We start from the raw sequence: 20,351 nt of genomic DNA, 5'->3' as shown, positions 1-20,351 counted from the left end.
ATCGTGTCACGCGAGCAGGGCGCCCTCGAGCACCAGCAGTGCCTGTTTCGTCTCGATCCCACCCGCGTACCCGGTGAGCTCTCCGCGTGCGCCGAGCACCCGGTGGCACGGCACCACGATCGAGAGGGGATTGGACCCGACAGCGGCGCCGATGGCCTGTGCAGCACGGGGCCGATCCAGGTCCCTCGCGATCTGCCCGTACGTGGTGGTGGCGCCGCGAGGAATCTCCCGCAGCCGGTTCCAGACGGCGCGCTGGAAATCGGTGCCGCGGGGCGCGAGGGGCAGGTCGAAGTCGTCGCGGTCGCCGGAGAGATAGGCCAGTAGCTGCTCCTGTGCGGCGCAGAGCAGGGGGTCCTCGAGCGGAGCAGTCGCGCCGAGCCGCTCCGTCCCGGGAAAGCGGGACTGCTCCTGGCGCCAGACGCCGGTGAGGGCGCCGTCCTGGGCCGCGATCAGGTACGTGCCGAGTGAGGTGAGGACCCGGCGGTGGTGGGGGAGGGGCGGTGCCTCGACCGGGGCACGGACAGGTGCAGGGGCCGGTGAAGACGTTGCTGTGGTGCGGGAGTCGGTCATGTCTGGGGTCCTTCCGAGGACTCGGGGGCCGAGGCGGGGTGCACGGCCCGGGTGGTCGAGGGGTTCCGGGTGGTCGGGGCAGGCGCCGCGGAGCGCAGTGCAGCCTGGTGGTGCCACAGGTGGAGCGCGGCGTACGAGCGCCACGGGGAGGCGGCGACGAGCGCCTGCTGCAGGGAGGCGTGGTCCTCGGCGAGGCCCAGGTCGCGAGCCGCGCCGAGCAGGGCGACGTCCCGTGCCGGGACGATGTCGATGGCGCGCACCGCCCGCAGCAGCACGTAGGCGGCGGTCCAGGGTCCGATGCCGCGCATCGCGGACAGCCGGGAATGCAGTTCGTCGACGGGCAGGGAGAGCTCGAGGTCGGCGGCTTCTTCGATCGCAGCGCTCAGGGTGTCCCGGCGGGCCCTGGGCCCCCGGAACCACTGCGCGGCGTGGGCGCCGGCCATGACAGGGTCCACCGGCGCCCGGTGCACTCCGGACAGATGGAGCTCCTCGGGCAGCTCGTCCCCGAAGAGGTCGGTGGCCCGGGTGATCTGCTCACGCGCCTGGGCAGTCGTGATCTGCTGGCCGGTGACCGCCCACAGCAGCGCCTCGGGGATGCTCGGCGTCCCGGGCAGTCGCACCCCGGGACGCGCGGCGAGCAGAGGAGCAAGAGCGCTGGGCGCGGCGGCGAGTCCCTGGTCGATGCCGACAGGGTCCGCGTCGAGGTCCAGCAGTCGGCGCGCCAGCGCGATCGCCGCGGCGTGATCGCGCAGGTCCGCCAGGCGCATCGTCACCGGCAGTGCACCCTCGGCACCGAGATCGACCTGCAGCACACCGGGGCCATGGGGCAGGTTCACCGCGCGTGTCCACCGCAGTTCGGTGACGTCCTCGACGCCGGGGACCGCTCGATGGGCGAACCACGCGGCCAGTCCCGCTCCGTCGAAGGGGCGGCGCACCGCGAGCTGCGCGGTGACGGCGGCGCCACCGGGCGCCCCGGCGTCCGGGGAGCCGGCACTGCGCTCTCGTGCCCGCCGGCCGGGCAGGGCGCGTGCGCGCACCACCGAGGGGGCGTGGCCGAAGATCTGCGAGAAGGTGTCGTGGAACTGGCGCTCGCTGCCGAAGCCGGCGGCGTGCGCGACCCGCGCGAGCGGCAGCTCGGTGCCGGCGACGAGTTCATGGGCGCGACGGGCGCGTCGCATCCGAGCATGGGCGAGCGCGCCTGCCCCGGTGGCGGTCACCAGGGCGCGGTGCAGCGTCCGCTCGGACACGGCGAGGCGTCGGGCCAGATCGGGGACCGTGCCGTCGTCGTCGAGCGCACCCGCGTCGATCAGGCGCAGCGCCCGCCCCGCGAGCGAGCCCACCGGGTCGTCGTCCGGGCTCCCGGGAGGGGCCGTCGGCCCGCAGCGCTTGCAGGCGCGGTAACCGCTGCCGGCCGCCGCGGCGGCCGAGGGCACGAACTCCACCCCGGAGCGCTGCGGTGTGCGGGCGGGGCAGGAGGGGCGGCAGAAGATGCCGGTCGACCGCACGCACGTGAAGAACATCCCGTCGAAGCGGGTGTCCCGAGCGCGGATCGCCGCATATCGCTCGTCATCGGTCATCACGGTCGTCGGGGTCATGACACCAGTGAACCGCGCCTAGGCCTGCGGCACCAGCGGGATTCGGACAGCGTGGTCCCCGCGGGTCGACGTCGGCGCCCTCTCGCCCGGCGCGGCTTCGCCTGGTGCCGGTCGCCGCCACCGGGAAGAATGCCGGGATGGAGACATCGGAGCTTGTCGCACGACTGCGACGATCCGGCTGCGTCTTTGCCGAGGACGAGGCCCGGATCCTTCAGGAATCAGCCGGCGACGAGGCGGATCTGGAGCGTCTGTGTGCGCGTCGCGAGGCCGGGGAGTTCCTCGAGCACCTGGTCGGCGCGGTGGAGATCGGTGGGGAGATCCTCTCCGTGGAGCCGGGGACCTTCGTGCCGCGCCAGCGCACCGTTCTCCTGATCGAGGAGGCGATCGCCCAGTGTCGAGTACGGCAGCGACCCGTCGTTCTCGAGGCGTACTGCGGAGTCGCCCCCGTCGCCGCATTGATCGGGCGCGAGGGCCTCGGCGCGCGGCTGCATGCGACGGACCGTGACGAGCGCGCGCTCGTCCACGCCCGGCGCAACCTCCCGGGCGATGCGGCGACGCACCGCGGTGCCGGCCTCAGCGCCCTGCCGCCGGATCTCACCGGTCAGGTCGACGTGCTCGCGGCGGTGCCGCCCTACGTCCCCGCGGGCGAGATGCGGTTGATGCCGCGCGAGGCCCGAGAGCATGAGCCGGAGGGGGCGCTGGTCGGCGGGCTGGACGGGCTCGACGACGTGAGGGTATTGCTGCAGGAGGCGCCGAGATGGCTCGCCCCCGGCGGCGTGATGCTCATCGAGATGCACCACGACCAGGCCGAGGCCGCGCTCGCCGCCGCGGGAGACGGCGGCGCTCTGGGAGCCGGGGACATCCTGGAGGGGGAGGACGGCGGGACCGTGATCGTACGGATCCCGGCCCGGCAGGCGGCCGCCGGCGTTGACGCGATCCGGGAGCCGGACGACCGATAGCAGGGGGCCCGGGACGACGCCGGTGGTGACCCCGCGGGACCTGATCCGCGCCCGACGGGCCACTTCCAGGCCCGTCGGTACGGCTCACTCCCACCGGAAGAGCCAGGCGGCGACCGCGACCCCGACCACGATCGCTGCGGCGAGCGAGAGGAGTGGCGCGGCACCGATGGGCTGCCCCGCCCAGGCCGCGCCCAGCGCCTCGACGGATGCGCCGAAGGGCAGGTGAGCGCCGATCTCTGCGATCGGCTCCGGCAGCGATTGAGTCCCTCCGAACATGCCGCCGGTCGCCCCGAGCAGCAGGAAGGCGACCAATCCGAACGCGACCGCGGAGTTCGGCGTGGGGGCGGACGCCGCCACGATCATTCCCATCGCGCACATGGCCGTGGCGGTCAGTGCGAGCACGCCGAAGGCGGGAATCAGGTCCACGGGCGGTTTCGCACCGAAGGCGGTCATGGCGACCACGAGAGCGAGGATGATCCCGAGGGCGGACTGCAGGATGCTCACGATGACCTGCGCCGAGAGCACCATCACCGGGGAGGCGGGGGTGACGGCCAGTCGGCGCAGGATTCCGGTGCGCCGGTAGTAGGCGAGGAAGCTGGGCATGTTCAGCACGCCCACCATGGTGAGGACCATGGTGATGACCAGGGGGAGCACGAACAGGTCCAGCGCGGTGCGATCGGCCGTGATCATCTGATCCGCGGTGGAGCCGGCGCTGGTCAGGAGGATCAGCAGCGGCAGGCCGAGCGGGACGATCAGGCCGGCGGAATCGCGAATGACCATCTTCGTCTCGCAGAGGACCAGAATGGCCAGGGAACGCAGGCCGGGTCGGTGGATGCGGGTCGAGACGGGTGCGGGGGTATCGGTGGTGTTCATTCCGCGACCTCCAGATCGTGTCCGGTGAGTTGGACGAAGGCCTCGTCCAGTGTCGAGGTGCCGGCCCGGGCGACGAGCTCGGCGGGGGTGGCGGAGGCCAGCACTCTCCCCGCCTCGAGCAGCACGATGTGGTCGCACAGCCGCTCGACCTCCTCCATCGTGTGGCTCACGAGGATGATCGTGACGCCGTCGTCGCGCAGGCGATCCAGCGTGCGCCACATGCGGCGTCGGGACGCCGGGTCGAGGCCCGTGGTGAGCTCATCGAGGATCACGACGCGGGGCTTGCCGGCCAGAGCGAGGGCGACGGAGAGGCGCTGCTGCTGCCCGCCGGACAGACGCTCGAATCGGGTATCTCGCTTGTCTTCCAACTCCACCAGATCGAGCAGCTCCTGGGCGGATCGGGGATCGGGGTAGAAGCTGCGGTACAGCCCGATGAGCTCCGCGACGGTCAGGGCGCTGTGCAGCTCCGCGTCCTGGAGCTGGACCCCGAGGACCTGCCGCACGGCGCCCCGGTCGCGTCGCGGGTCCAAGCCCAGCACCCGCACGTGCCCGCTGTCGGGGGGTCGCAGGCCGGCGATCATCTCGACGGTGGTGGACTTCCCGGACCCGTTGATGCCGAGGATCCCGAGGGTCTCGCCCTGCTGGATCCTCAGGCTGACGTCGTCCACGGCGACCGTGTTCCCGAATCTCTTGGCGAGGTGCTCGACCTCGACTGCTGGTGCTCTGCTCATGCCTCGACGCTAGGGACCCGGGCGGGGGAGAGGGCAGTGCCGAGGGTCATCGGTTCCACCCATGACCATCGGCACGGGTGCAGGAGGGGTCCCAGCTCTAAGGTGGCCTCATGCGACGACTGGGCATGGAGGGATGGGCGGGCGTGGTGATGCTGGTCATCGCCGTGGCCGTGGCACTCCCCGCCCTGCTCGGCGACATCCCGCTGCGCATTCCCCGCCCCCTGTGGGCGCTGGTGCTGGTGGTGGCCCTCGCGGCCATCGCTGCAGTGGGGGTGCTGTCCGACCATCGCCGCGCCTCCCGCGCGGTGCTCGTGACCGGCGTGGTCGCGGTCTGGGTCCTCGTCCTCTCCGTCCCCGCGATGGGCCTGCTGCACGTTCTGGTGGTGATCACGGCCGCCGTGAGCGTCTACGTCGTGCCGCTCCCGGTAAGCCTCGCCATCACCGGGATGAACACCCTCGTGGTGCTGATCGCCAACAGCCTGGTCGCGGGGGGTACCTCCGAGACGCTGATCCTGACCGGCTTCTACCTGCTGATCCAACTGGCCACCGTCTTCAGCACCGCCACCATGCTGCGGGAGAAGCAGATGCGCACCGAGCTCGCCCGCGCGCACGTGGACCTCCAGGCCGCGGGCATCCTGCTCGAGGAATCCGCTCGTACTGCCGAGCGCCTGCGCATCTCCCGCGAGCTGCATGACCTCATCGGCCACCAGCTGACCGTGCTCACTCTCGGCCTCGAGGCTGCCAAGCACCTCGGAGCGGGAGCGGGTGGGGAGCACATCGAGCGGGCCGATCAGGTCGCGCGCTCGCTGCTGCGGGACGTGCGGTCGACCGTCGGCAGCCTGCGCGACGAGGGGCCGGATCTCGCGGCCGCACTGACCCGCATGGTCGATGGTCTGCCCGGGCTCGAGGTCGAGATCACGGTCCAGGAGGGGCTCGACCTCGATCAGGAGCGCACCCTCGCCCTCGTGCGACTGGCACAGGAGGCGCTGACCAACACGATCCGGCACGCCGAGGCGGAGCACCTGAGCATCGATGTCTCCCGCCGCGACGGCTCCGTCGAGCTCAGTGCTGCCGACGACGGCGTCGGGACCCGCGAGGTGCGGCTCGGCAACGGGCTGCGCGGGCTGCAGGAGCGGTTCGAGGGCCTCGGCGGAGGGGTCGAGGTCGACGGGCGCAGAGGGTTCCGCGTGACCGGACATCTGGAGGCGACATGACCCGCGTGATCGTGGTCGACGACCAGGCCCTGGTGCGCGAAGGCATCCGCACCCTGCTGCAGATGGCGGGGATCGACGTGGTGGCCGAGGCGTCCGACGGCGAGGCGGCGATCGAGGAGATCCAGCAGCACCGCCCGGAGGTGGTGCTGCTGGACCTGCGGATGCCGCACCGAGACGGGATCTGGGTCCTCGAGCAGCTGCGCGACCGTGGTGAGGAGACCCCGGTGCTGGTGCTGACCACCTTCGACGACGACGAGCTGGTGCTGGGCGCGCTGCGTGCCGGCGCGCGCGGCTATCTGCTCAAGGACGTCACCCTCGAGCGCCTGACCCGGGCCGTGCGCGCCCTCGCCGACGGGGGCACGCTGATCTCCCCGTCCCTCACCGACCGCTTGCTGCGCGCGATCCGGGCAGGGGAGCCGAACACCGACGGGCATGCGACACCGGTGCAGCCCTTGACCGAGCGGGAGCTGGACGTCCTGCGTCTGATCGCGGAGGGCTACAGCAATCGGGAGATCGCGGGCTTCCTGCATCTGGCGGAGGGGACGGTCAAGAATCACGCCTCGGCGATCCTGCAGAAGACCGGCTCACGCGACCGCACCCAGGCGGTGCTGCGGGCTCTGCGCGAGGGGGTCCTCGGGTGAGCCACCGCGGAACCAGCACGAGCCGCAGCCCTGTGACCAGGACTGCGGCTCGTGCTCGGCGGAGCGGGCGACGGGAATCGAACCCGCGTAATCAGTTTGGAAGACTGAGGCTCTACCATTGAGCTACGCCCGCATGTCCCGTTCATTTAACCAGATCAGGGACGCCGAGGCACATCCGGAGTGGGCGAAGCGACATGCATCTGCTCACAGCGCGCGCGGGAGAATCGGGCACGCCCCCAGCGGAGCAGGTAATATCTCCTGGGTTGCCCTCCGGGGTGTAGCTCAGCTTGGTAGAGCACCCGCTTTGGGAGCGGGAAGTCGCAGGTTCAAATCCTGTCACCCCGACTCCGCCTACGGGTCGCCGCCGCGTGCGAGCTCCGAGGCGTTCGTGAGAACAGACCATAGTCCGACCATCCACAGGGAGACCTGACCAGTGAAGACCGAGTCCGAGAAGCTCAGCCCCACCCGGGTGAAGCTCACCGTCGAGGTGCCTTTCGACGAGCTCAAGCCGGCCGTCGCGGCCGCCACCACGAAGATCGCCGACCAGGTGCAGATCCCCGGCTTCCGCAAGGGCAAGGTCCCCTCCAGCCTCGTCGAGCAGCGCTTCGGCCGCCCCGCGATCATGCAGGAAGCCGTCAACGACGCGATGCCCGACTTCTACCAGCAGGCAGCAGCCGAGGCGGAGATCAAGCCCGTCGGCCGTCCCGAGGTCGAGGTCAGCGAGATCCCGGGCCTCGACGGCTCCGAGGAGGGCAACCTCGTCTTCGTCGTCGAGCAGGACGTGCGTCCCGAGTTCGACCTGCCCGACTTCTCGACCCTCGAGGTCGAGATCGAGGAGCCCACGGTCGATGACGACGCCGTCGACGTGCGCCTGACCGAACTGCGCGAGCGCTTCGGCACTCTCGTGGGCGTCGACCGTCCCGCCGAGGACCGCGACTTCGTGTCGTTGGACCTCGTCGCGACCATCGACGAGGAAGAGATCGAGACCGTCGAGGGCGTGTCCTACCAGATCGGCGAGGGCAACATGCTCGAGGGTCTGGACGAGGCACTCATCGGCCTCTCCGCCGAGGAGACCACGACCTTCACCTCGAAGCTCGCCGGTGGCGATCATGCCGGTGAAGAGGCCCTGATCAAGATCACCGCGCAGTCCGTCAAGGTCCGCGAGCTGCCGGAGGCCGACGACGAGTTCGCCGAGATGGCCTCCGAGTTCGACACCATCGACGAGCTCAAGGACGACCTGCGCCTCAAGGCGTCGGCCGATGCCGAGGGCAACCGGGTGGCGCTGGCTCGTAACGCCCTCCTCGAGAAGCTCCTCGAGGAGCTCGAGATCCCGGTTCCCGAGCAGCTGGTGATGGACGAGATCAACGCCCACCTCGAGAACGAGGGCAAGGAGGTCGGCGACCCGCACGGTGAGGAGATCCGCGAGGACACCACCAAGGCCGTGCGTGCCCAGTTCCTGCTGGACGAGATCAACGCGACCCGTGAGGTCAGCGTCGAGCAGAACGACCTCATGAACTACATGACCCAGCTGTCGACGCAGTACGGCATCGAGCCCAACCAGCTCATGCAGATGCTCGCCCAGTCCGGTCAGCTCGAGCAGATCTTCGGCGAGGTGCAGCGCTCCAAGGCCCTCGAGGTCGTCCTGGCGGACGTCACCGTGAAGAACGCCGCCGGCGAGGTGCTGGAGCTGGATCTCTCGACCCCGTCCGAGGACGACGCCGCCGAGAGCGACGCCGCCGAGGTCGAGGCTGCCGAGGGCGGCACCGAGTCGGACGCGACCGCCCCGGAGGCCGAGTCGACGGATGACGCTGCCGACGAGGCCGCCGCGCCGACGAAGAAGGCACCCGCCGCGAAGAAGTCGGCCACGAAGGAGTGAACCTCCGGGCCAGCTGATCCGGCTGGAACAGGACCGACGGGCCGTCGCCCCCTTGCGGGGCGGCGGCCCGTCGGCCGTTCCGGGAGGGCGGCTCTTGTGCGGGCGTGGTTCGCGTGGAAGCGTGTGCACCCCGCGATCGAGCCTGCTGGTCCCGAACGTCGGGGCGCTGCCGGGCACCGACCGGCAGCGGGTCGATCGACCTGGGAGGCAGCATGGGAAAAGTGGCCTGGGGATTCACCGCCTCGCTCGACGGATTCATCGCCGGGCCCGGCCACGATATGAGTTGGCTCGAGGCGATGGAGGCGATGGAGCCCACCGTCGACGACGTCACGGAATCCATGGCGGCGCCCGTCGGCGTCATCATCTCGGGCCGTGCGGGCTACGACGCCGCCCGGGCGCAGGCCCAGGAGCGCAGCGAGCTCACCGCGCAGGCGTACGGCGGGGCGTGGTCGGGGACCGAGTTCGTTCTCACCCACCGGCCCCACGAGATCGACGCGGATCCAGCCATCGTGGCGCTGAACTGCGATGTGCGCGAGGCCGTGCGCCGAGCACAGGAGGTCGCGGGGGAGAAGGACGTGCAGATCATCAGCGCGGACATCGCCCGTCAGGCGCTCGAGCACGACCTCATCGACGAGCTGCAGATGTTCGTGGCGCCGGTGTTCCTCGGGGACGGCACACGCATCTTCGCAGTGCCGGGCGGTCGCCTGGTGCAGTGGGAGCTGGTGGAGACCCTCGGCGATTCCTCGTCGCAGCGTGGGTGGATCTTCCGGCCTCGTCGCCGGTCCTGACGCGGGACGCGGCTCCTGCCCGGGCACGGGCGACGTCGCGCGCCGGGCCCCTTGTCACGCACGAGGGCCTGGTCCCCGTGTGGAGACCAGGCCCTCGACGAGGTGCTGAGGATCAGCGGTAGGTGACGAACCCGATCGGGTTGCCCCAGATGCTGCGCTCGACGACCTGCTGCTTGGAGCCGGAGGCGTCGATGATCTTGCCGTTGCCGGCGTAGATCGCGACGTGGCCCGACCAGGCCACGATGTCGCCGGGCTGGGCCTGGGACTGCGAGATCCAGCGGCCGCCGTTGGCGATCTGGCCGGACGTGCGCGGCACGTCGATGCCGGCCGCCTTGTAGGCGAAGTTCACCAGGCCGGAGCAATCCATGCCGCCCATGGAGGCGCCGCCCCACGAGTAGGGGGTGCCGATCGCGGAGCGGGCGGCGTCGACGATCGAGCTGCTGCCGCTCGAGGAGGACGCGGCGGGTGCCGAGGCGCCGCCGGAGGGGACGGTCGCGGAGCCGTTCAGCGCGCCGAAGGTCTTGGGGCCGACGACCCCGTCCACCTGGAGGCCCTTGCTGGACTGGAAGTCCTTGACCGCGGAGTGGGTGCGGGGACCGAAGACGCCGTCCTCGGAAATGCCGGCGCCGCTCTCGTTGAGCGTGGCCTGGAGGTTCTGCACGGTGTCGCCGCGCGAGCCCCAGCGCAGCTTCTGGCTGGTGTCCAGCGCGGCAGTGGGCGCGGTGGCCACCGGGGTGGCGGGAGCGGTCTGGGCCGCGGGCGCTGCCGGAGCGGCGGGGGCCGCGGGGGCGGCCTGCGCGGAGCTGCCGGCGAAGGCGGTGCCGACGAGGACGGTCCCGAGGACTGCGGCGCCACCGAGGCCGCGGGCAGTGTTGCCGGCGGGGGTGTGGGCGCGTCCGGGGGTGCGGTGAGTGTTGTACTTGGCCATGATGTGCGGATCGTTCCTTCCGGTCCCGGCATCAGGCCGGGTGCTACCTGCGGGTGCGGTGATCACCGTCTTCGGGGCGATCGACTGGGGCGATGCGACCACAGTAGGAGGGCGCCCCCTGCCACGCAGTGGGCTTGAGACAGCCGGGCAGGGGAATTGACGCGCTTTTTGCACGCTGACGGGTCATCGTGACCAGAACCCGCCCCGACTTGACGTTCCGGGGCGACCTGAGCCACATCCGCAGGAGGATCTGGGGCGCTCGGAGCTGGGTCCCGCCCGCAGAGTCCCCTCCAGTGCGCCTGCGGCGAACAGGGCACCGCGCGCTCCCGCCCAGCGCCTAGAGTCGAGTCATCGACAATCCCGCCACGAAGGAGACCCCGTGACTTCACAGAGCACTCAGACCTCCCCGTCCTCGCCGCCCCGCAACGCGATCGGTGACGCTCCGATGGGCCTGGATGACAGCGTCTACCAGCGTCTGCTGCGCGATCGCATCGTGTGGCTCGGCTCCGAGGTGCGCGACGAGAACGCCAACGCGATCTGCGCGAAGATCCTGCTGCTGGCCGCAGAGGACCCGGACAAGGACATCTACCTCTACATCAACAGCCCCGGCGGCTCCATCACCGCGGGCATGGCCATCTACGACACGATGCAGTACGTCCAGCCCGACGTCGTGACGATCGGCATGGGCATGGCGGCGTCGATGGGACAGTTCCTGCTCTCCTCGGGCACCCAGGGCAAGCGCTATGCGACCGCGCACACGCGCGTGCTCATGCACCAGCCTCTGGGCGGGCTCGGGGGCACCGCCACCGACATCAAGATCCAGGCCGAGCTCATCCTGTCCATGAAGAAGCAGATGGCAGAGCTGACTGCAGAGCAGACCGGCAAGAGCGTCGAGCAGGTCATCGCTGATGGGGACCGCGACCATTGGTTCACGGCCTCCGAGGCGCTCGAGTACGGCTTCATCGACAAGATCGTCACCGGTGCAGGTGACGTCACGGGCGGCGGCGGCACCGACGACTGACCGCCCCTTCCGTCCCTCACAGACACCCTCGAAGCAAGGAGACCCCGTGACCTTCGATCCCCGCACCATCGGTGCCCTGCCAACCGCCCATGCCGGTGGCATGCCCACCTCGCGCTATGTGCTCCCGCAGTACGAGGAGCGCACTGCCTACGGCATGAAGCGCCAGGACCCGTACACGAAGCTGTTCGAGGACCGCATCATCTTCCTGGGCGTCCAGGTCGACGATGCCTCGGCCGACGACGTCATGGCCCAGCTGCTGGTCCTGGAGTCCCAGGACCCGGACCGCGACATCACGCTGTACATCAACAGCCCCGGCGGCTCGTTCACTGCACTGACCGCCATTTACGACACGATGCTGTATGTCAAGCCGGACATCACCACGGTGTGCCTCGGCCAGGCGGCCTCCGCCGCTGCGGTACTGCTGGCAGCGGGCACCCCGGGCAAGCGCCTCGCGCTCCCCAACGCCCGCATCATGATCCACCAGCCCGCCATGGGCGGCGAAGGCGGCGGCGGACAGGCCTCCGACCTGGAGATCCAGGCCAACGAGATCATGCGCATGCGCGAATGGCTCGAGCAGACCCTCGCCGATCACTCCGGCCGCACCAAGGAGCAGGTCAGCAAGGACATCGAGCGCGACAAGATCCTCACCGCGCAGGGTGCCCTGGACTACGGTCTGGTAGACCAGGTGCTGGAATCGCGCAAGGTGCCCCGCACGGCCATCTCGCAGTGACGGTGCGCCGCGTCCGGGGAGCACGTACTGTCCCCGGTCGCGGCGTCCGCCCTTCGCCGTCGGCTCCTTGCACGCGCCCAGCGCTGTGCAGGGCCGACCGGCGTTCCGCCGCCCCCCGGGGTTGGCACCACGGACGGCCCGCCTCCCGCGTCATGTGGGGCCGGCGGGGTACCGTGGTCGGGTTCGCGGATCTCGGGTCGAGATCCTGCGGACGACGACGAATGCACTGAGGGTGGCCCGACGAAAGGACACGGACATGGCGCGCACGAGCGATGGGGCCGACGTGTTCAAATGCTCGTTCTGCGGGAAGTCGCAGAAGCAGGTCGAACGTCTGATCTCCGGGCCCGGGGTGTACATCTGCGAAGAGTGCATCGAGCTGTGCAACGAGATCATCGCCGAGGAGATCCAGGCGGCGCAGCCGGTCTCCGAGGAGCAGGCCGCGCTGCCCACTCCGCAGGAGATCTTCGCCTTCCTCGAGGACTACGTGGTCGGCCAGGAGCCGGCCAAGCGTGCCCTCGCCGTCGCCGTCTACAACCATTACAAGCGTGTGCGCGCCCAGGACTCCGAGTCCGCGGCACCCACGGCCAAGAGCGCCGCCGCTGCACTGGCCGAGGTGGCGGACGGCGAACGCGATGAGATCGAGGTCGCGAAGTCCAACGTGATGCTCGTGGGCCCTACGGGCTGTGGCAAGACCTATCTCGCCCAGACCCTCGCGAGGATGCTCGACGTGCCGTTCGCGATGGCCGATGCCACCGCGCTCACCGAAGCCGGCTACGTCGGCGAGGATGTCGAGAACATCCTGCTCAAGCTGCTGCAGGCCGCGGATTACGACGTCGCCAAGGCCGAGCGCGGCATCATCTACATCGACGAGGTCGACAAGATCGGTCGCAAGTCGGAGAACGCCTCGATCACGCGCGATGTCTCCGGCGAAGGCGTGCAGCAGGCTCTGCTGAAGATCGTCGAGGGAACCGTGGCCGCGGTGCCGCCCCAGGGCGGGCGCAAGCACCCGCACCAGGAGTTCATCCAGATCGACACCACGAACGTGCTGTTCATCGTGGCCGGTGCCTTCGCCGGCATCGAGGACATCATCGGATCGCGCATCGGCAGGCGCGGCATCGGCTTCGGAGCCGAGCTGCACACTCCGCTCGAGCAGGAGGCGATCTACGCCAAGCTGGCCCCGGAGGATCTGCTCAAGTTCGGCCTGATCCCCGAGTTCATCGGGCGTCTGCCCGTGATCACGAGCGTGTCCAATCTCGATCGCGCGGCCCTCATCCAGATCCTCACCGAGCCGCGCAACGCGCTGGTCAAACAGTTCCAGAAGATGTTCGCCCTCGATGGCGTCGAGCTGGACTTCGAGCACAGCGCCCTGGAGGCCGTGGCCGATCGCGCGATCGAGCGCGGGACCGGAGCGCGCGGTCTGCGTGCGATCCTCGAGGACTCGCTGCAGGCCATCATGTTCGAGCTGCCCTCACGCAGCGATGTCGCCAAGGTGGTCATCACCGAAGGCGTCATCACCGAGGGCCGGGCGCCGCTGATGGTCACCGGCAAGGACAGCGACCGAGAGGTCGAGCAGTCGCGCGAGGAGCGGTCCGCCTGATGCCGCAGCATCCCGCTGCCGACGCTCCCAAGGCCACGGCGGCCACCGGGACCGACGCTGTCACCTCCGACGCTGCCACGCATGCCCGTGAGGTGCTCGTCGAAGAGCGCCGCAGCATCGACAACATCGATGCTGCCCTCGTGCATCTGCTCGCGGAGCGCTTCTCCCATACCCAGCGCGTCGGGGTCCTCAAGGCCACCCACGGCCTGCCACCCGCGGACCCGTCACGCGAGCGCGAGCAGATCGACCGCCTGCGCTCCCTCGCGGACGACGCGGGCCTGGACCCCGTCTTCGCCGAGGCCTTCATGCGCTTCATCGTCACTGAGGTGATCCGCCACCATGAGCGGATCCGCGACGAGGGCTCGGCCGACTCCTGACCCGGTTGACCGGGATCGGGGTTCTGTCCCCCTCGACGCGTCGTGTGGAGCAGCGAAGCCGCGTCCTCCGGCTGGTGCGATCAGGCGTCCTGTGGAGGTCCGCCCGGGGTGAGCGCCGGCAGATCGGCGAAGGAATACGGCGGCCAGGGTCCCAGGAAGCGGATCTCCAGGCCCGGTCGTGAATCGCGGATCTCAGCCAGCTCGATGCCGAGCAGTTCGACCTCAGTCTCCGCGACCAGGACGGCGACGTCGAGGATGGGTACCATCCCCTCGCCGGTGCGCGACTGGCGATTCTCCACGACGTCGACGGCGTGCTGGAGGATTCGGCGCCGGAACTCCGGATACAGGGAGTCCGCGACCCGCTCGCTCACGTCGCGGCGCATCGTCTCGAGCTTCTTCCGGTACAGACGCTGGACGCCTTCGGGCTTCGAGGCCATCTCCGCGGTGACGCGGGCGATCTCCGAGGCATCTGCCGCAACGGTGTCCGTCTCCACCGCGATCTGGATGCGCAGTTCGACGTGGTCGGTCAGTGCCGTGAGCCGCTCCCGGATTGTTCCGGCATTGTCGTGGAGCCACTCCTGCAGCGCCTCGTCGGCGGGGGACTGCTCGCCGGGAGCGACGATCACGTTGAACGAGACCGGCAGCACCGCGCCGGCTGCCTGCCATGCCCGGTCGATGACGCCACTGTGCTCGAGCACCCAGCGGCGCACGTCATCGTCCGGCCCCTCGTACGGGGTGGTGCCCTGCCGGTGGGCCAGTGCGCAGACGCCGTCCGCGCCGTCGATCACGAGGACGTCCTGCCCATCGATGCCGGTCCCGGGATCCCTGATCTCCCCGGAGGGAGCGATCGCATAGACGTACAGTGCCTGCTCGCTCATGTAGTGCGGTCCTGGTTCTCCTCGGCCCAGCGCTGAGGGTTGATCAGCTTGTCGACCACGTCGTCGACGACATCGTCGAGACCGCGGTGCAGGTCGGAGACGGAGCCGGTGATCCCGTTCTGGGCTTTGATCTCCCGCATCGCCTCGTCGAGCTCGAGCAGGGCATCGCCGAGTCGCTCCTGCTCCTCATCGGTCAGGTCGCCGCCCTCGAGACGACGCATCGCCTGGGTCTCCAGCGCCTCCTGGATGACTTCGACGAGGGTCACCACCAAGGTCAGCACCCCGTGCTTGAGGCTGCTCTCATCGATCTCCAAGCCCATCGATGGCCTCCCTTCCGTGAGTGTCGGTGGTGTCATGTCGTCCGGCGAGATCCTGCAGGGGATCTCCCCATCGGGAGGTGTCACCCGCGAGCACGAACTCGCCGGCACTGGTGGCCAGCCGTATCAGGGTGCTCTCCCCGGAGGGCACCTGCCCATCCTCGAGGCGGACGTCGCGCAGCTCGCCGGGGCGAAGTCGGATCGCCGGACGCGTGTCCATCGCACTCTTCCACGTGAATCCGTGCTCGTCGAGGCGCCCGGTGCCGCCCCGCCACTCGGAGCGACCTGCCAGGCTCTCCTGATACCAGAGATGCCCCTCCACCTGCGGTGAGGCATTGTCGCTCTCGACGTCTGCGGGCCTCGGGCGATCGCCCGAGGCGCCTACCTCGCGACGAGCGGCCGGTGCCTGCTGCAGCACCATCTCGCGCAGACGCTGCGGTGCGGAGGCCGACAGCACCGCCTCCTCACCCTGCGCGGTGCGCAACTTGAGACGGTCCAAGGTCTCACCGCCGATGGTGGTCTCCGGGCTGATCTCGACAGATCGGATGTCCTCGAGCGGGGTCTCCCACAGGACCTCGCGCGGATCGCGGCGAAAGACGAGGAGCCGACCGGTGGTGAGGTAGACGCTCCCCGGTCGCCAGTCGCGGTGGAAATCGTCCTGGGAGAAGTAGCCGCCCGCCATCTTCGCCAGCAGTTCCTCGTCGTCCTCCAGCGGCAGGTCCCTCGTCGCGGTCCGCTGGATCCAGGCCCGGGTGCGCTGATCCCAGTCGCGCATCATGCCGTACTCCAGCATGGTCTCCATGCCCGCCAGCGTCGCTCGGAGATTGAGGCCGATGAGGGGGATGTCCGCGACGGAGATGATGACATCGAGGTTGAGGTAGAGCCCTCGATCCAGCAGCGTGTCGACGAGCTCGACCAGCGTGACCCGGGGATCGCGCACCGGCTCGAGTCCCGTACGACCCGACGCCTCCGCATCCGGTGCGGCCACGGAGGAACCAGTCATCCGTCGGCCGGCTCCGGGTCGTGCCGCGCACGGGATTGCGTGCTCCCGGCGGAGGGACGCGCAGCGCCCTTGCCGGTGGGCGAGGTCGCGCTCGCTGCGCGGGAGCCCTTGTCGCGCTGGTCGGCGCCGGAGAGCTCACCGGCAGAATCAGTGGCATCGGTCGTCTGGGCCGAGCCTTCCCGCAGTGCGTAGGCGCTCTGCCATCCGCACCACGGGCAGTACTCGTTCAGGAGCTGCTCCAGCGGGACTCGTTTATCGCACTGGGGACAGGTCTCCTTCTGCTCGATGGCCTCCCGCCAGGCGACCGTCTCGGTATTGGTGCCGGCGGGGAATTCGAGCCCGTATCGTGCCGCTGTCTCGAAGGATGCCAGGGCGGCGCGGAGCCGGATCCCCAGCAGTTCGACGCCGGCGACGGAGACCATGATGTCCGCGTTCAGGACCAGGCCCTTGTCGAGAAGCGTCTCGACCACGTGTATGAGGGTGCCCTCGCTCTCGCGACGGGGCTCCATCCCTTTGTTATTGGACCTCGGCACAACGGTCATCTCGTCGCGCTCCTCTCCTCGCTGGCGGACTCATCCCGGCATCATCCATCGACGCGGCCACGCGTGTAGCGAGCCTCTCGACGGTAGGAGGTGAGCTCCCCGCGGTCGTCGATGTACGCGGAGTACTCGGCGAGGATGTCGGTGGTGTCCGGAATGCGCCGGGACTCGACCAGCTCCAGCGAGACCTTCCACCCGTCCTCCTGCCGCTCCACCGCGATGACGCTGTCGGGTGTGCGTCCTGTCAGCTCCTCGAGCTGGTCTGTGGCGCGCCGGATCGCCCCCTTGGCGGTGAGGACCCTGCGCTTCGTCGTCCTGCGGGAGCTGCTCTGGTCGCTGTCGGTCTGCTCGTGATCGTCGCCGGGGACATTTTCGTCGGCGTTGTCTGCCATGTCAGGCTCCCTCGTTCCGGTCGGATCGGATAAGTCTGGCCACGAGCTCTCGCTCGGCGCTGTCCGCTTCGTCCTCGTCGATCGTGCCTGCGCGCCGTGCGTCGGCGATCTGCTCGAGCTGGCGTCGGATGGCGGCGGGGTCGTGGAACTGTTTGTCCGCCTCATCACGGATCTGCTCGGCGACCCAGACTGTGCCGCGCAGGGGGGCCAACGGCATTCCGATGAGCCCGCTCAAGATTCCCATCATTGCCCCCCGCCGACGAAGTCGTATGGTGCCTGCGGGCCCAGGAGCTTGTATCGCATCCTCGGGTGATCGCGTTTCGCGGCCGCCTCGAGGGCCTCCTCGAAACGGTCCGTCTCGGGGCGGCCGACGAGGAGGGCGACGTCCAGGACATCGTCGGCCTGACCTCCCTCATGCACGGCGAGGTCGCGCACGAAGGGGTCGAGGGTCTGGAGCAGTTCCTGCGCGTCGGGACCACGCAGGGAGTCGAACCCGGCGACGACGGCCTCGCCCAGGGCGATGCGCTCGGTGCGAGTCTCGTCCTCGGTGGTGCCGGCGATTGCCTGCTGGAGGCCGATCAGCCGGGGGTCTTCCCGGAGGATCTCCGGGAGGACGACGTCCTGGTCGTACTGCACGCGCACGGTGTATTGGACGGCCCCGTCCAGCTGCGACAGCACGTCGGTGAGTCCTGCCGGCTCGGCGAGCACCTCTTCGCGAAGATCCTGCCACGAGGGCAGCACCGTCCCGAAGCGCATCGGAAGCACCGTGGTGACTGCCGCGATCGTGTCCAGAACGGCCGAATGGGCGACCAGATCCTGGGGTGTGCCGAAGTCGGCGTCCTCGGGCAGCTCGGAGACGACGGCTGCGAGCTCGTCGTCCTCGAGGAGATGGGGGATGGTGGCCACGACCCCGACGAGGCCCTCCGGGAGCTGGGTTCCCGCACGGACGACGCCGTACAGGTAGAGCTCAGCCCCGGTGGGGGATTCGCCTTGGTCGGGATGGTCGGTCCTCATCACGACTTCGATGCCTCGGCCTTCGTCGAGGACTTCTCGTCGTCATCGGGGCTCAGAGCAGCTTTGGCGCCTTCGAGCGCGCCACCGACCTTCCCCTTGGCTCCTTGTTCCTGAGTTGCGCCGATCACCTCGGTGAGGTCCTTGCCGCCCTTCTGCTCGAGGTCGAGCCGATTGGTGGCTTCAGCGAATCGCAGGTAGGTGTCGACGCTGGCGATCACGATGCGGGCATCGATGGTGAGGATCTCGATGCCGACCAGAGACACGCGCACGAACGCATCGATGACGAGTCCCTTGTCGAGGATGATCTCCACGACATCGGCCAATGAGCTGGACGAGGGGCGATCGACGTATCCACCCCGTGAGCGCTGCTGGGTCGTAGCGGTGCTGGTCATGATGTGCCTTTCGTCGTGTCGGAATCTTCGTCGACGTACACGAAGTCCTCATCATCTTCAGGTTCATCTGAGTCCTCGTCCGAGGGCTCGGTGTCTTCTACGGCGCCCTCGTCCGTGGACTCGGGGGCCTCCTCGGAGTCCTCGCCCGTGGGCTCGGTGTCCTCTTCGAGGTTCTCCTCGTCATACTCCGCCTCGCCCGCGGTCTTCGGATCGTCCTCGGAGTCGTCGTCCTGCTCGGCATCGGGGTCGGCGACCGAGGCCTCATCCTCGGCATCGCTGCCCGGATCGTCCTGGGAGTCGGCCCCGGAGGCGACGTCCTGCGACGCTGACTCCTCCGGCTCCTCCGGCTCCTCCGGCTCCTCCGGCTCCTCCGGCTCCTCCGGCTCCTCCGGCTCCTCCGGCTCCTCCGGCTCCTCCGGCTCCTCCGCCTCGGCCTCCACGACTTCCTCGTGCGTGCGAACCACCTCTTTATCGCGGACTTCGCCGCGCCAGCCTTCGACGGCATCCTCGTCGAGGATGGTCGTGGTCATGACATGACGTGCGAACTGCTTCATGTTCAGATGGATGCGGCGACCGACGGGCCGCCACGCGTTCCCGAACTTCTCGACGAAGCCCTGCGGGTAATAGTTGACGATGACGAGGATCCGGGTCAGGCGTGGACCGAGCTCGTGGAAGGTGACCGCACCGTCGAGATGGCCCTTCTCGCCCTTCGACTCCCAGATGATCTGCTCGTCGGGGACCTGCTGGATGACGGTGGAGGTCCAGGTGCGGTGGGAGAACAGGACCTTGCCCTTGATCTCCACCTCCGCCTTCTCCTCCTGCTCGGGCTCCTCCTGCTCGGCGTTCTCGACCTTCTTCATGAAGTCGGGCCAGTCCTCGTACTGCGTCCACTGGTTGTAGGCGACCGTGATCGGGACTCCCACGTCGATCGAACCGACGATGTTGGAGAACTTCTTGAGGTTGGCGGACCCACCGGATCCGCCGCTCGTTGACCCGCCGGTCAGCTTCTCCTTGGCCCCGGCGGCGAGAGCAGATGCTCCTGCGGATGCGGGGTTCTTGCCCTCCGCGAGCTTTTCCGCGCCCTTCTTGAGGCCTTCTTGCGATGCGCCGCCGCCGTCCGGCGAGAATGTCTCCGTCAGACCATTCAACGTGTCGGTCAATGAGGAGGCGCCCTTCTCGGCATACGCCTTCGCATAGTTGGTGGCTTCGGACTTCAGGTCGCCGAGGGGGAGATTGGACAATGCGGCCTTCCACCAGGGCTGTTCGTTGGTGTCTTCCGCAGTGTCCGTCGCGGTGTCTTCGCTGGTGTTCTCAACCATTCGAACCACCCTCTCCATCCTTGGCCTTGCTTCTGATCGTCTTCGCGGTGGAGGCAGGCTTCCGTGATGCTGAAGAAGAACTGGACGTCGCCGGGGATTTCCGTGCGGTCCGGGGCGTCGAGCTGCCGGATGAGGTTCGCGTCGGCGTCTCCTCGGTCTTCTCTTCGGAGCTCTTGGTCTCCGCAGGGGTTTCCTCGGCGTCCGTGGCCTCGTCAGAGCCCGTGGTGTCCTCGGAATCGGTGGTGTCGTCCTCATCGCCGTCGTCCGAGCCGGAACCTGCCGCGCCCTGCAACTGTGCAGTGCGCTCCTTCAGGTTCGAGGTCACCGAGCTGACGCCTTTGGCTGCGGCTGCCGTGGCGGCACCCTTGGCTGCCTCCGTCACTCCGCCCGTGAGCTGCCCGAAGAACGTCTTGGCCTCGTCCGACTCCAGGACGGTCGTCTTCGCGGAGTTCAACTGCTTCCCGCCCTGCTTCACAAGGGTGTATCCGAGAATCATTGTCGCGAGTCGTGCTTTCTTCCCTCGGCCGAGGACGTATCCGCCGAGTTGAGTCCCGCATAGTGGTGTAGCGCGGTGGCCCCGTGATCGTCTCTGACGAG

General features: G+C 69.1%; 24 protein-coding genes and 2 tRNA genes. 10 read left to right on the top strand and 16 right to left on the bottom strand.

Annotated features, from left to right (window positions below; translation table 11 throughout):
• Positions 1 to 6: 6 nt before the first annotated feature.
• Positions 7 to 570: a methylated-DNA--[protein]-cysteine S-methyltransferase gene (locus INT51_RS08015; RefSeq protein ID WP_193104775.1), complete on the bottom strand. Its 564-nt coding sequence runs from the start codon at positions 568 to 570 to the stop codon at positions 7 to 9.
• Positions 567 to 2,165, bottom strand: coding sequence for a DNA-3-methyladenine glycosylase 2 (locus tag INT51_RS08010; RefSeq protein WP_193104774.1), 1,599 nt, complete (start codon positions 2,163 to 2,165; stop codon positions 567 to 569). The genes INT51_RS08015 and INT51_RS08010 overlap by 4 nt, the downstream gene beginning before the upstream one ends.
• A gap of 137 nt (positions 2,166 to 2,302) precedes the next feature.
• Here INT51_RS08010 and INT51_RS08005 point away from each other — a divergent pair, with 137 nt between their 5' ends.
• The gene (locus tag INT51_RS08005; RefSeq protein WP_193104773.1) at positions 2,303 to 3,124 is read left to right on the top strand and encodes an SAM-dependent methyltransferase; all 822 of its coding nucleotides are present in this window, start codon (positions 2,303 to 2,305) and stop codon (positions 3,122 to 3,124) included.
• Between the two features lie 84 nt (positions 3,125 to 3,208).
• Here INT51_RS08005 and INT51_RS08000 read toward each other — a convergent pair whose 3' ends face one another.
• Both INT51_RS08000 and INT51_RS07995 read right to left on the bottom strand, forming a co-directional pair.
• Positions 3,209 to 3,997 (bottom strand): ABC transporter permease, encoded by a 789-nt coding sequence (locus INT51_RS08000; protein WP_193104772.1) that lies wholly within the window; start codon positions 3,995 to 3,997, stop codon positions 3,209 to 3,211.
• Positions 3,994 to 4,728 (bottom strand): ABC transporter ATP-binding protein, encoded by a 735-nt coding sequence (locus tag INT51_RS07995; RefSeq protein WP_193104771.1) that lies wholly within the window; start codon positions 4,726 to 4,728, stop codon positions 3,994 to 3,996. The genes INT51_RS08000 and INT51_RS07995 overlap by 4 nt, the downstream gene beginning before the upstream one ends.
• A 110-nt stretch (positions 4,729 to 4,838) precedes the next feature.
• On the opposite strand from INT51_RS07995, the gene INT51_RS07990 reads away from it, so the two are divergent.
• Positions 4,839 to 5,942, top strand: coding sequence for a sensor histidine kinase (locus tag INT51_RS07990; RefSeq protein WP_226832124.1), 1,104 nt, complete (start codon positions 4,839 to 4,841; stop codon positions 5,940 to 5,942).
• Positions 5,939 to 6,583 carry a response regulator transcription factor gene (locus INT51_RS07985; RefSeq protein ID WP_193104770.1) on the top strand — a complete coding sequence of 215 codons (645 nt, stop codon included), beginning with the start codon at positions 5,939 to 5,941 and terminating at the stop codon, positions 6,581 to 6,583. Before INT51_RS07990 ends, INT51_RS07985 begins: the two co-directional genes overlap by 4 nt.
• A 62-nt stretch (positions 6,584 to 6,645) precedes the next feature.
• Here the strand turns inward: INT51_RS07985 and INT51_RS07980 are convergent.
• Positions 6,646 to 6,716 (bottom strand) — tRNA-Gly (locus INT51_RS07980).
• A gap of 138 nt (positions 6,717 to 6,854) precedes the next feature.
• Here INT51_RS07980 and INT51_RS07975 point away from each other — a divergent pair.
• From INT51_RS07975 to INT51_RS07965, 3 genes are all read left to right on the top strand, one after another.
• Positions 6,855 to 6,928, top strand: a tRNA-Pro gene (locus INT51_RS07975).
• Between the two features lie 88 nt (positions 6,929 to 7,016).
• Positions 7,017 to 8,459: a trigger factor gene (tig, locus tag INT51_RS07970; protein WP_193104769.1), complete on the top strand. Its 1,443-nt coding sequence runs from the start codon at positions 7,017 to 7,019 to the stop codon at positions 8,457 to 8,459.
• A gap of 212 nt (positions 8,460 to 8,671) precedes the next feature.
• Positions 8,672 to 9,247 (top strand): dihydrofolate reductase family protein, encoded by a 576-nt coding sequence (locus tag INT51_RS07965; protein ID WP_193104768.1) that lies wholly within the window; start codon positions 8,672 to 8,674, stop codon positions 9,245 to 9,247.
• Between the two features lie 112 nt (positions 9,248 to 9,359).
• On the opposite strand, the gene INT51_RS07960 is transcribed toward INT51_RS07965, so the two are convergent.
• Entirely contained in the window at positions 9,360 to 10,175 is an 816-nt protein-coding gene (locus tag INT51_RS07960) for a C40 family peptidase (protein ID WP_193104767.1), read from the bottom strand.
• Positions 10,176 to 10,554: 379 nt separating this feature from the next.
• Here INT51_RS07960 and INT51_RS07955 point away from each other — a divergent pair, with 379 nt between their 5' ends.
• The 4 genes from INT51_RS07955 (at position 10,555) to INT51_RS07940 (ending at position 13,900) form a co-directional block, all read left to right on the top strand.
• Positions 10,555 to 11,196, top strand: a complete 642-nt coding sequence (locus INT51_RS07955) for an ATP-dependent Clp protease proteolytic subunit (protein WP_193104766.1) — start codon at positions 10,555 to 10,557, stop codon at positions 11,194 to 11,196.
• Between the two features lie 100 nt (positions 11,197 to 11,296).
• Positions 11,297 to 11,926 carry an ATP-dependent Clp protease proteolytic subunit gene (locus tag INT51_RS07950; RefSeq protein ID WP_193104989.1) on the top strand — a complete coding sequence of 210 codons (630 nt, stop codon included), beginning with the start codon at positions 11,297 to 11,299 and terminating at the stop codon, positions 11,924 to 11,926.
• 256 nt (positions 11,927 to 12,182) lie between these two features.
• The gene (gene clpX, locus INT51_RS07945) at positions 12,183 to 13,523 is read left to right on the top strand and encodes an ATP-dependent Clp protease ATP-binding subunit ClpX (protein ID WP_193104765.1); all 1,341 of its coding nucleotides are present in this window, start codon (positions 12,183 to 12,185) and stop codon (positions 13,521 to 13,523) included.
• The gene (locus tag INT51_RS07940; RefSeq protein ID WP_193104764.1) at positions 13,523 to 13,900 is read left to right on the top strand and encodes a chorismate mutase; all 378 of its coding nucleotides are present in this window, start codon (positions 13,523 to 13,525) and stop codon (positions 13,898 to 13,900) included. The genes clpX and INT51_RS07940 overlap by 1 nt, the downstream gene beginning before the upstream one ends.
• Before the next feature lie 80 nt (positions 13,901 to 13,980).
• On the opposite strand, the gene INT51_RS07935 is transcribed toward INT51_RS07940, so the two are convergent.
• From INT51_RS07935 to INT51_RS07890, 10 genes are read right to left on the bottom strand one after another with little or no spacing between them, the layout of a single operon-like run.
• Positions 13,981 to 14,778, bottom strand: coding sequence for a GvpL/GvpF family gas vesicle protein (locus tag INT51_RS07935; RefSeq protein WP_193104763.1), 798 nt, complete (start codon positions 14,776 to 14,778; stop codon positions 13,981 to 13,983).
• The gene (locus tag INT51_RS07930; protein WP_193104762.1) at positions 14,775 to 15,098 is read right to left on the bottom strand and encodes a gas vesicle protein K; all 324 of its coding nucleotides are present in this window, start codon (positions 15,096 to 15,098) and stop codon (positions 14,775 to 14,777) included. Before INT51_RS07930 ends, INT51_RS07935 begins: the two co-directional genes overlap by 4 nt.
• Positions 15,079 to 16,098, bottom strand: a complete 1,020-nt coding sequence (locus tag INT51_RS07925; protein WP_193104761.1) for a gas vesicle protein — start codon at positions 16,096 to 16,098, stop codon at positions 15,079 to 15,081. Before INT51_RS07925 ends, INT51_RS07930 begins: the two co-directional genes overlap by 20 nt.
• On the bottom strand, positions 16,095 to 16,640 hold the full coding sequence (locus INT51_RS22650; RefSeq protein ID WP_304502114.1) for a gas vesicle protein: 546 nt from the start codon (positions 16,638 to 16,640) through the stop codon (positions 16,095 to 16,097). Before INT51_RS22650 ends, INT51_RS07925 begins: the two co-directional genes overlap by 4 nt.
• Positions 16,641 to 16,681: 41 nt before the next feature.
• On the bottom strand, positions 16,682 to 17,029 hold the full coding sequence (locus INT51_RS07915) for a gas vesicle protein (protein WP_193104760.1): 348 nt from the start codon (positions 17,027 to 17,029) through the stop codon (positions 16,682 to 16,684).
• Position 17,030: 1 nt separating this feature from the next.
• The gene (locus tag INT51_RS07910) at positions 17,031 to 17,273 is read right to left on the bottom strand and encodes a gas vesicle protein GvpG (protein ID WP_193104759.1); all 243 of its coding nucleotides are present in this window, start codon (positions 17,271 to 17,273) and stop codon (positions 17,031 to 17,033) included.
• Positions 17,273 to 18,043, bottom strand: coding sequence for a GvpL/GvpF family gas vesicle protein (locus INT51_RS07905; RefSeq protein ID WP_193104758.1), 771 nt, complete (start codon positions 18,041 to 18,043; stop codon positions 17,273 to 17,275). The genes INT51_RS07910 and INT51_RS07905 overlap by 1 nt, the downstream gene beginning before the upstream one ends.
• On the bottom strand, positions 18,043 to 18,435 hold the full coding sequence (gene gvpJ, locus INT51_RS07900) for a gas vesicle protein GvpJ (protein ID WP_193104757.1): 393 nt from the start codon (positions 18,433 to 18,435) through the stop codon (positions 18,043 to 18,045). Before gvpJ ends, INT51_RS07905 begins: the two co-directional genes overlap by 1 nt.
• Positions 18,432 to 19,754: an SRPBCC family protein gene (locus INT51_RS07895; RefSeq protein ID WP_193104756.1), complete on the bottom strand. Its 1,323-nt coding sequence runs from the start codon at positions 19,752 to 19,754 to the stop codon at positions 18,432 to 18,434. Before INT51_RS07895 ends, gvpJ begins: the two co-directional genes overlap by 4 nt.
• Positions 19,747 to 20,250: a hypothetical protein gene (locus INT51_RS07890; protein WP_193104755.1), complete on the bottom strand. Its 504-nt coding sequence runs from the start codon at positions 20,248 to 20,250 to the stop codon at positions 19,747 to 19,749. The genes INT51_RS07895 and INT51_RS07890 overlap by 8 nt, the downstream gene beginning before the upstream one ends.
• Positions 20,251 to 20,351 lie beyond the last annotated feature (101 nt).

Source organism: Brachybacterium sp. FME24 (assembly GCF_014897705.1).
Taxonomy (GTDB): domain Bacteria; phylum Actinomycetota; class Actinomycetes; order Actinomycetales; family Dermabacteraceae; genus Brachybacterium.
Note: the sequence above shows the minus strand (reverse complement) of the source record. Positions and strands in the feature narration are given on the sequence as shown.

Excerpts from the sequence above, each read along its gene's own strand:
- INT51_RS07960 (WP_193104767.1), bottom strand. The coding sequence starts at position 10,175 with ATGGCCAAGTACAACACTCACCGCACCCCCGGACGCGCCCACACCCCC.
- INT51_RS08005 (WP_193104773.1), top strand. The coding sequence starts at position 2,303 with ATGGAGACATCGGAGCTTGTCGCACGACTGCGACGATCCGGCTGCGTC.
- INT51_RS08010 (WP_193104774.1), bottom strand. The coding sequence starts at position 2,165 with ATGACCCCGACGACCGTGATGACCGATGACGAGCGATATGCGGCGATC.
- INT51_RS07940 (WP_193104764.1), top strand. The coding sequence starts at position 13,523 with ATGCCGCAGCATCCCGCTGCCGACGCTCCCAAGGCCACGGCGGCCACC.
- INT51_RS07930 (WP_193104762.1), bottom strand. The coding sequence starts at position 15,098 with ATGGGCTTGGAGATCGATGAGAGCAGCCTCAAGCACGGGGTGCTGACC.
- INT51_RS22650 (WP_304502114.1), bottom strand. The coding sequence starts at position 16,640 with ATGACCGTTGTGCCGAGGTCCAATAACAAAGGGATGGAGCCCCGTCGC.
- INT51_RS07990 (WP_226832124.1), top strand. The coding sequence starts at position 4,839 with ATGCGACGACTGGGCATGGAGGGATGGGCGGGCGTGGTGATGCTGGTC.
- gvpJ (WP_193104757.1), bottom strand. The coding sequence starts at position 18,435 with ATGACCAGCACCGCTACGACCCAGCAGCGCTCACGGGGTGGATACGTC.
- INT51_RS08000 (WP_193104772.1), bottom strand. The coding sequence starts at position 3,997 with ATGAACACCACCGATACCCCCGCACCCGTCTCGACCCGCATCCACCGA.
- INT51_RS07995 (WP_193104771.1), bottom strand. The coding sequence starts at position 4,728 with ATGAGCAGAGCACCAGCAGTCGAGGTCGAGCACCTCGCCAAGAGATTC.
- INT51_RS07895 (WP_193104756.1), bottom strand. The coding sequence starts at position 19,754 with ATGGTTGAGAACACCAGCGAAGACACCGCGACGGACACTGCGGAAGAC.
- INT51_RS07950 (WP_193104989.1), top strand. The coding sequence starts at position 11,297 with ATGCCCACCTCGCGCTATGTGCTCCCGCAGTACGAGGAGCGCACTGCC.
- INT51_RS08015 (WP_193104775.1), bottom strand. The coding sequence starts at position 570 with ATGACCGACTCCCGCACCACAGCAACGTCTTCACCGGCCCCTGCACCT.
- INT51_RS07910 (WP_193104759.1), bottom strand. The coding sequence starts at position 17,273 with ATGGGAATCTTGAGCGGGCTCATCGGAATGCCGTTGGCCCCCCTGCGC.
- INT51_RS07905 (WP_193104758.1), bottom strand. The coding sequence starts at position 18,043 with ATGAGGACCGACCATCCCGACCAAGGCGAATCCCCCACCGGGGCTGAG.
- INT51_RS07890 (WP_193104755.1), bottom strand. The coding sequence starts at position 20,250 with ATGATTCTCGGATACACCCTTGTGAAGCAGGGCGGGAAGCAGTTGAAC.
- INT51_RS07965 (WP_193104768.1), top strand. The coding sequence starts at position 8,672 with ATGGGAAAAGTGGCCTGGGGATTCACCGCCTCGCTCGACGGATTCATC.
- clpX (WP_193104765.1), top strand. The coding sequence starts at position 12,183 with ATGGCGCGCACGAGCGATGGGGCCGACGTGTTCAAATGCTCGTTCTGC.
- INT51_RS07935 (WP_193104763.1), bottom strand. The coding sequence starts at position 14,778 with ATGAGCGAGCAGGCACTGTACGTCTATGCGATCGCTCCCTCCGGGGAG.
- INT51_RS07925 (WP_193104761.1), bottom strand. The coding sequence starts at position 16,098 with ATGACTGGTTCCTCCGTGGCCGCACCGGATGCGGAGGCGTCGGGTCGT.
- INT51_RS07985 (WP_193104770.1), top strand. The coding sequence starts at position 5,939 with ATGACCCGCGTGATCGTGGTCGACGACCAGGCCCTGGTGCGCGAAGGC.
- INT51_RS07915 (WP_193104760.1), bottom strand. The coding sequence starts at position 17,029 with ATGGCAGACAACGCCGACGAAAATGTCCCCGGCGACGATCACGAGCAG.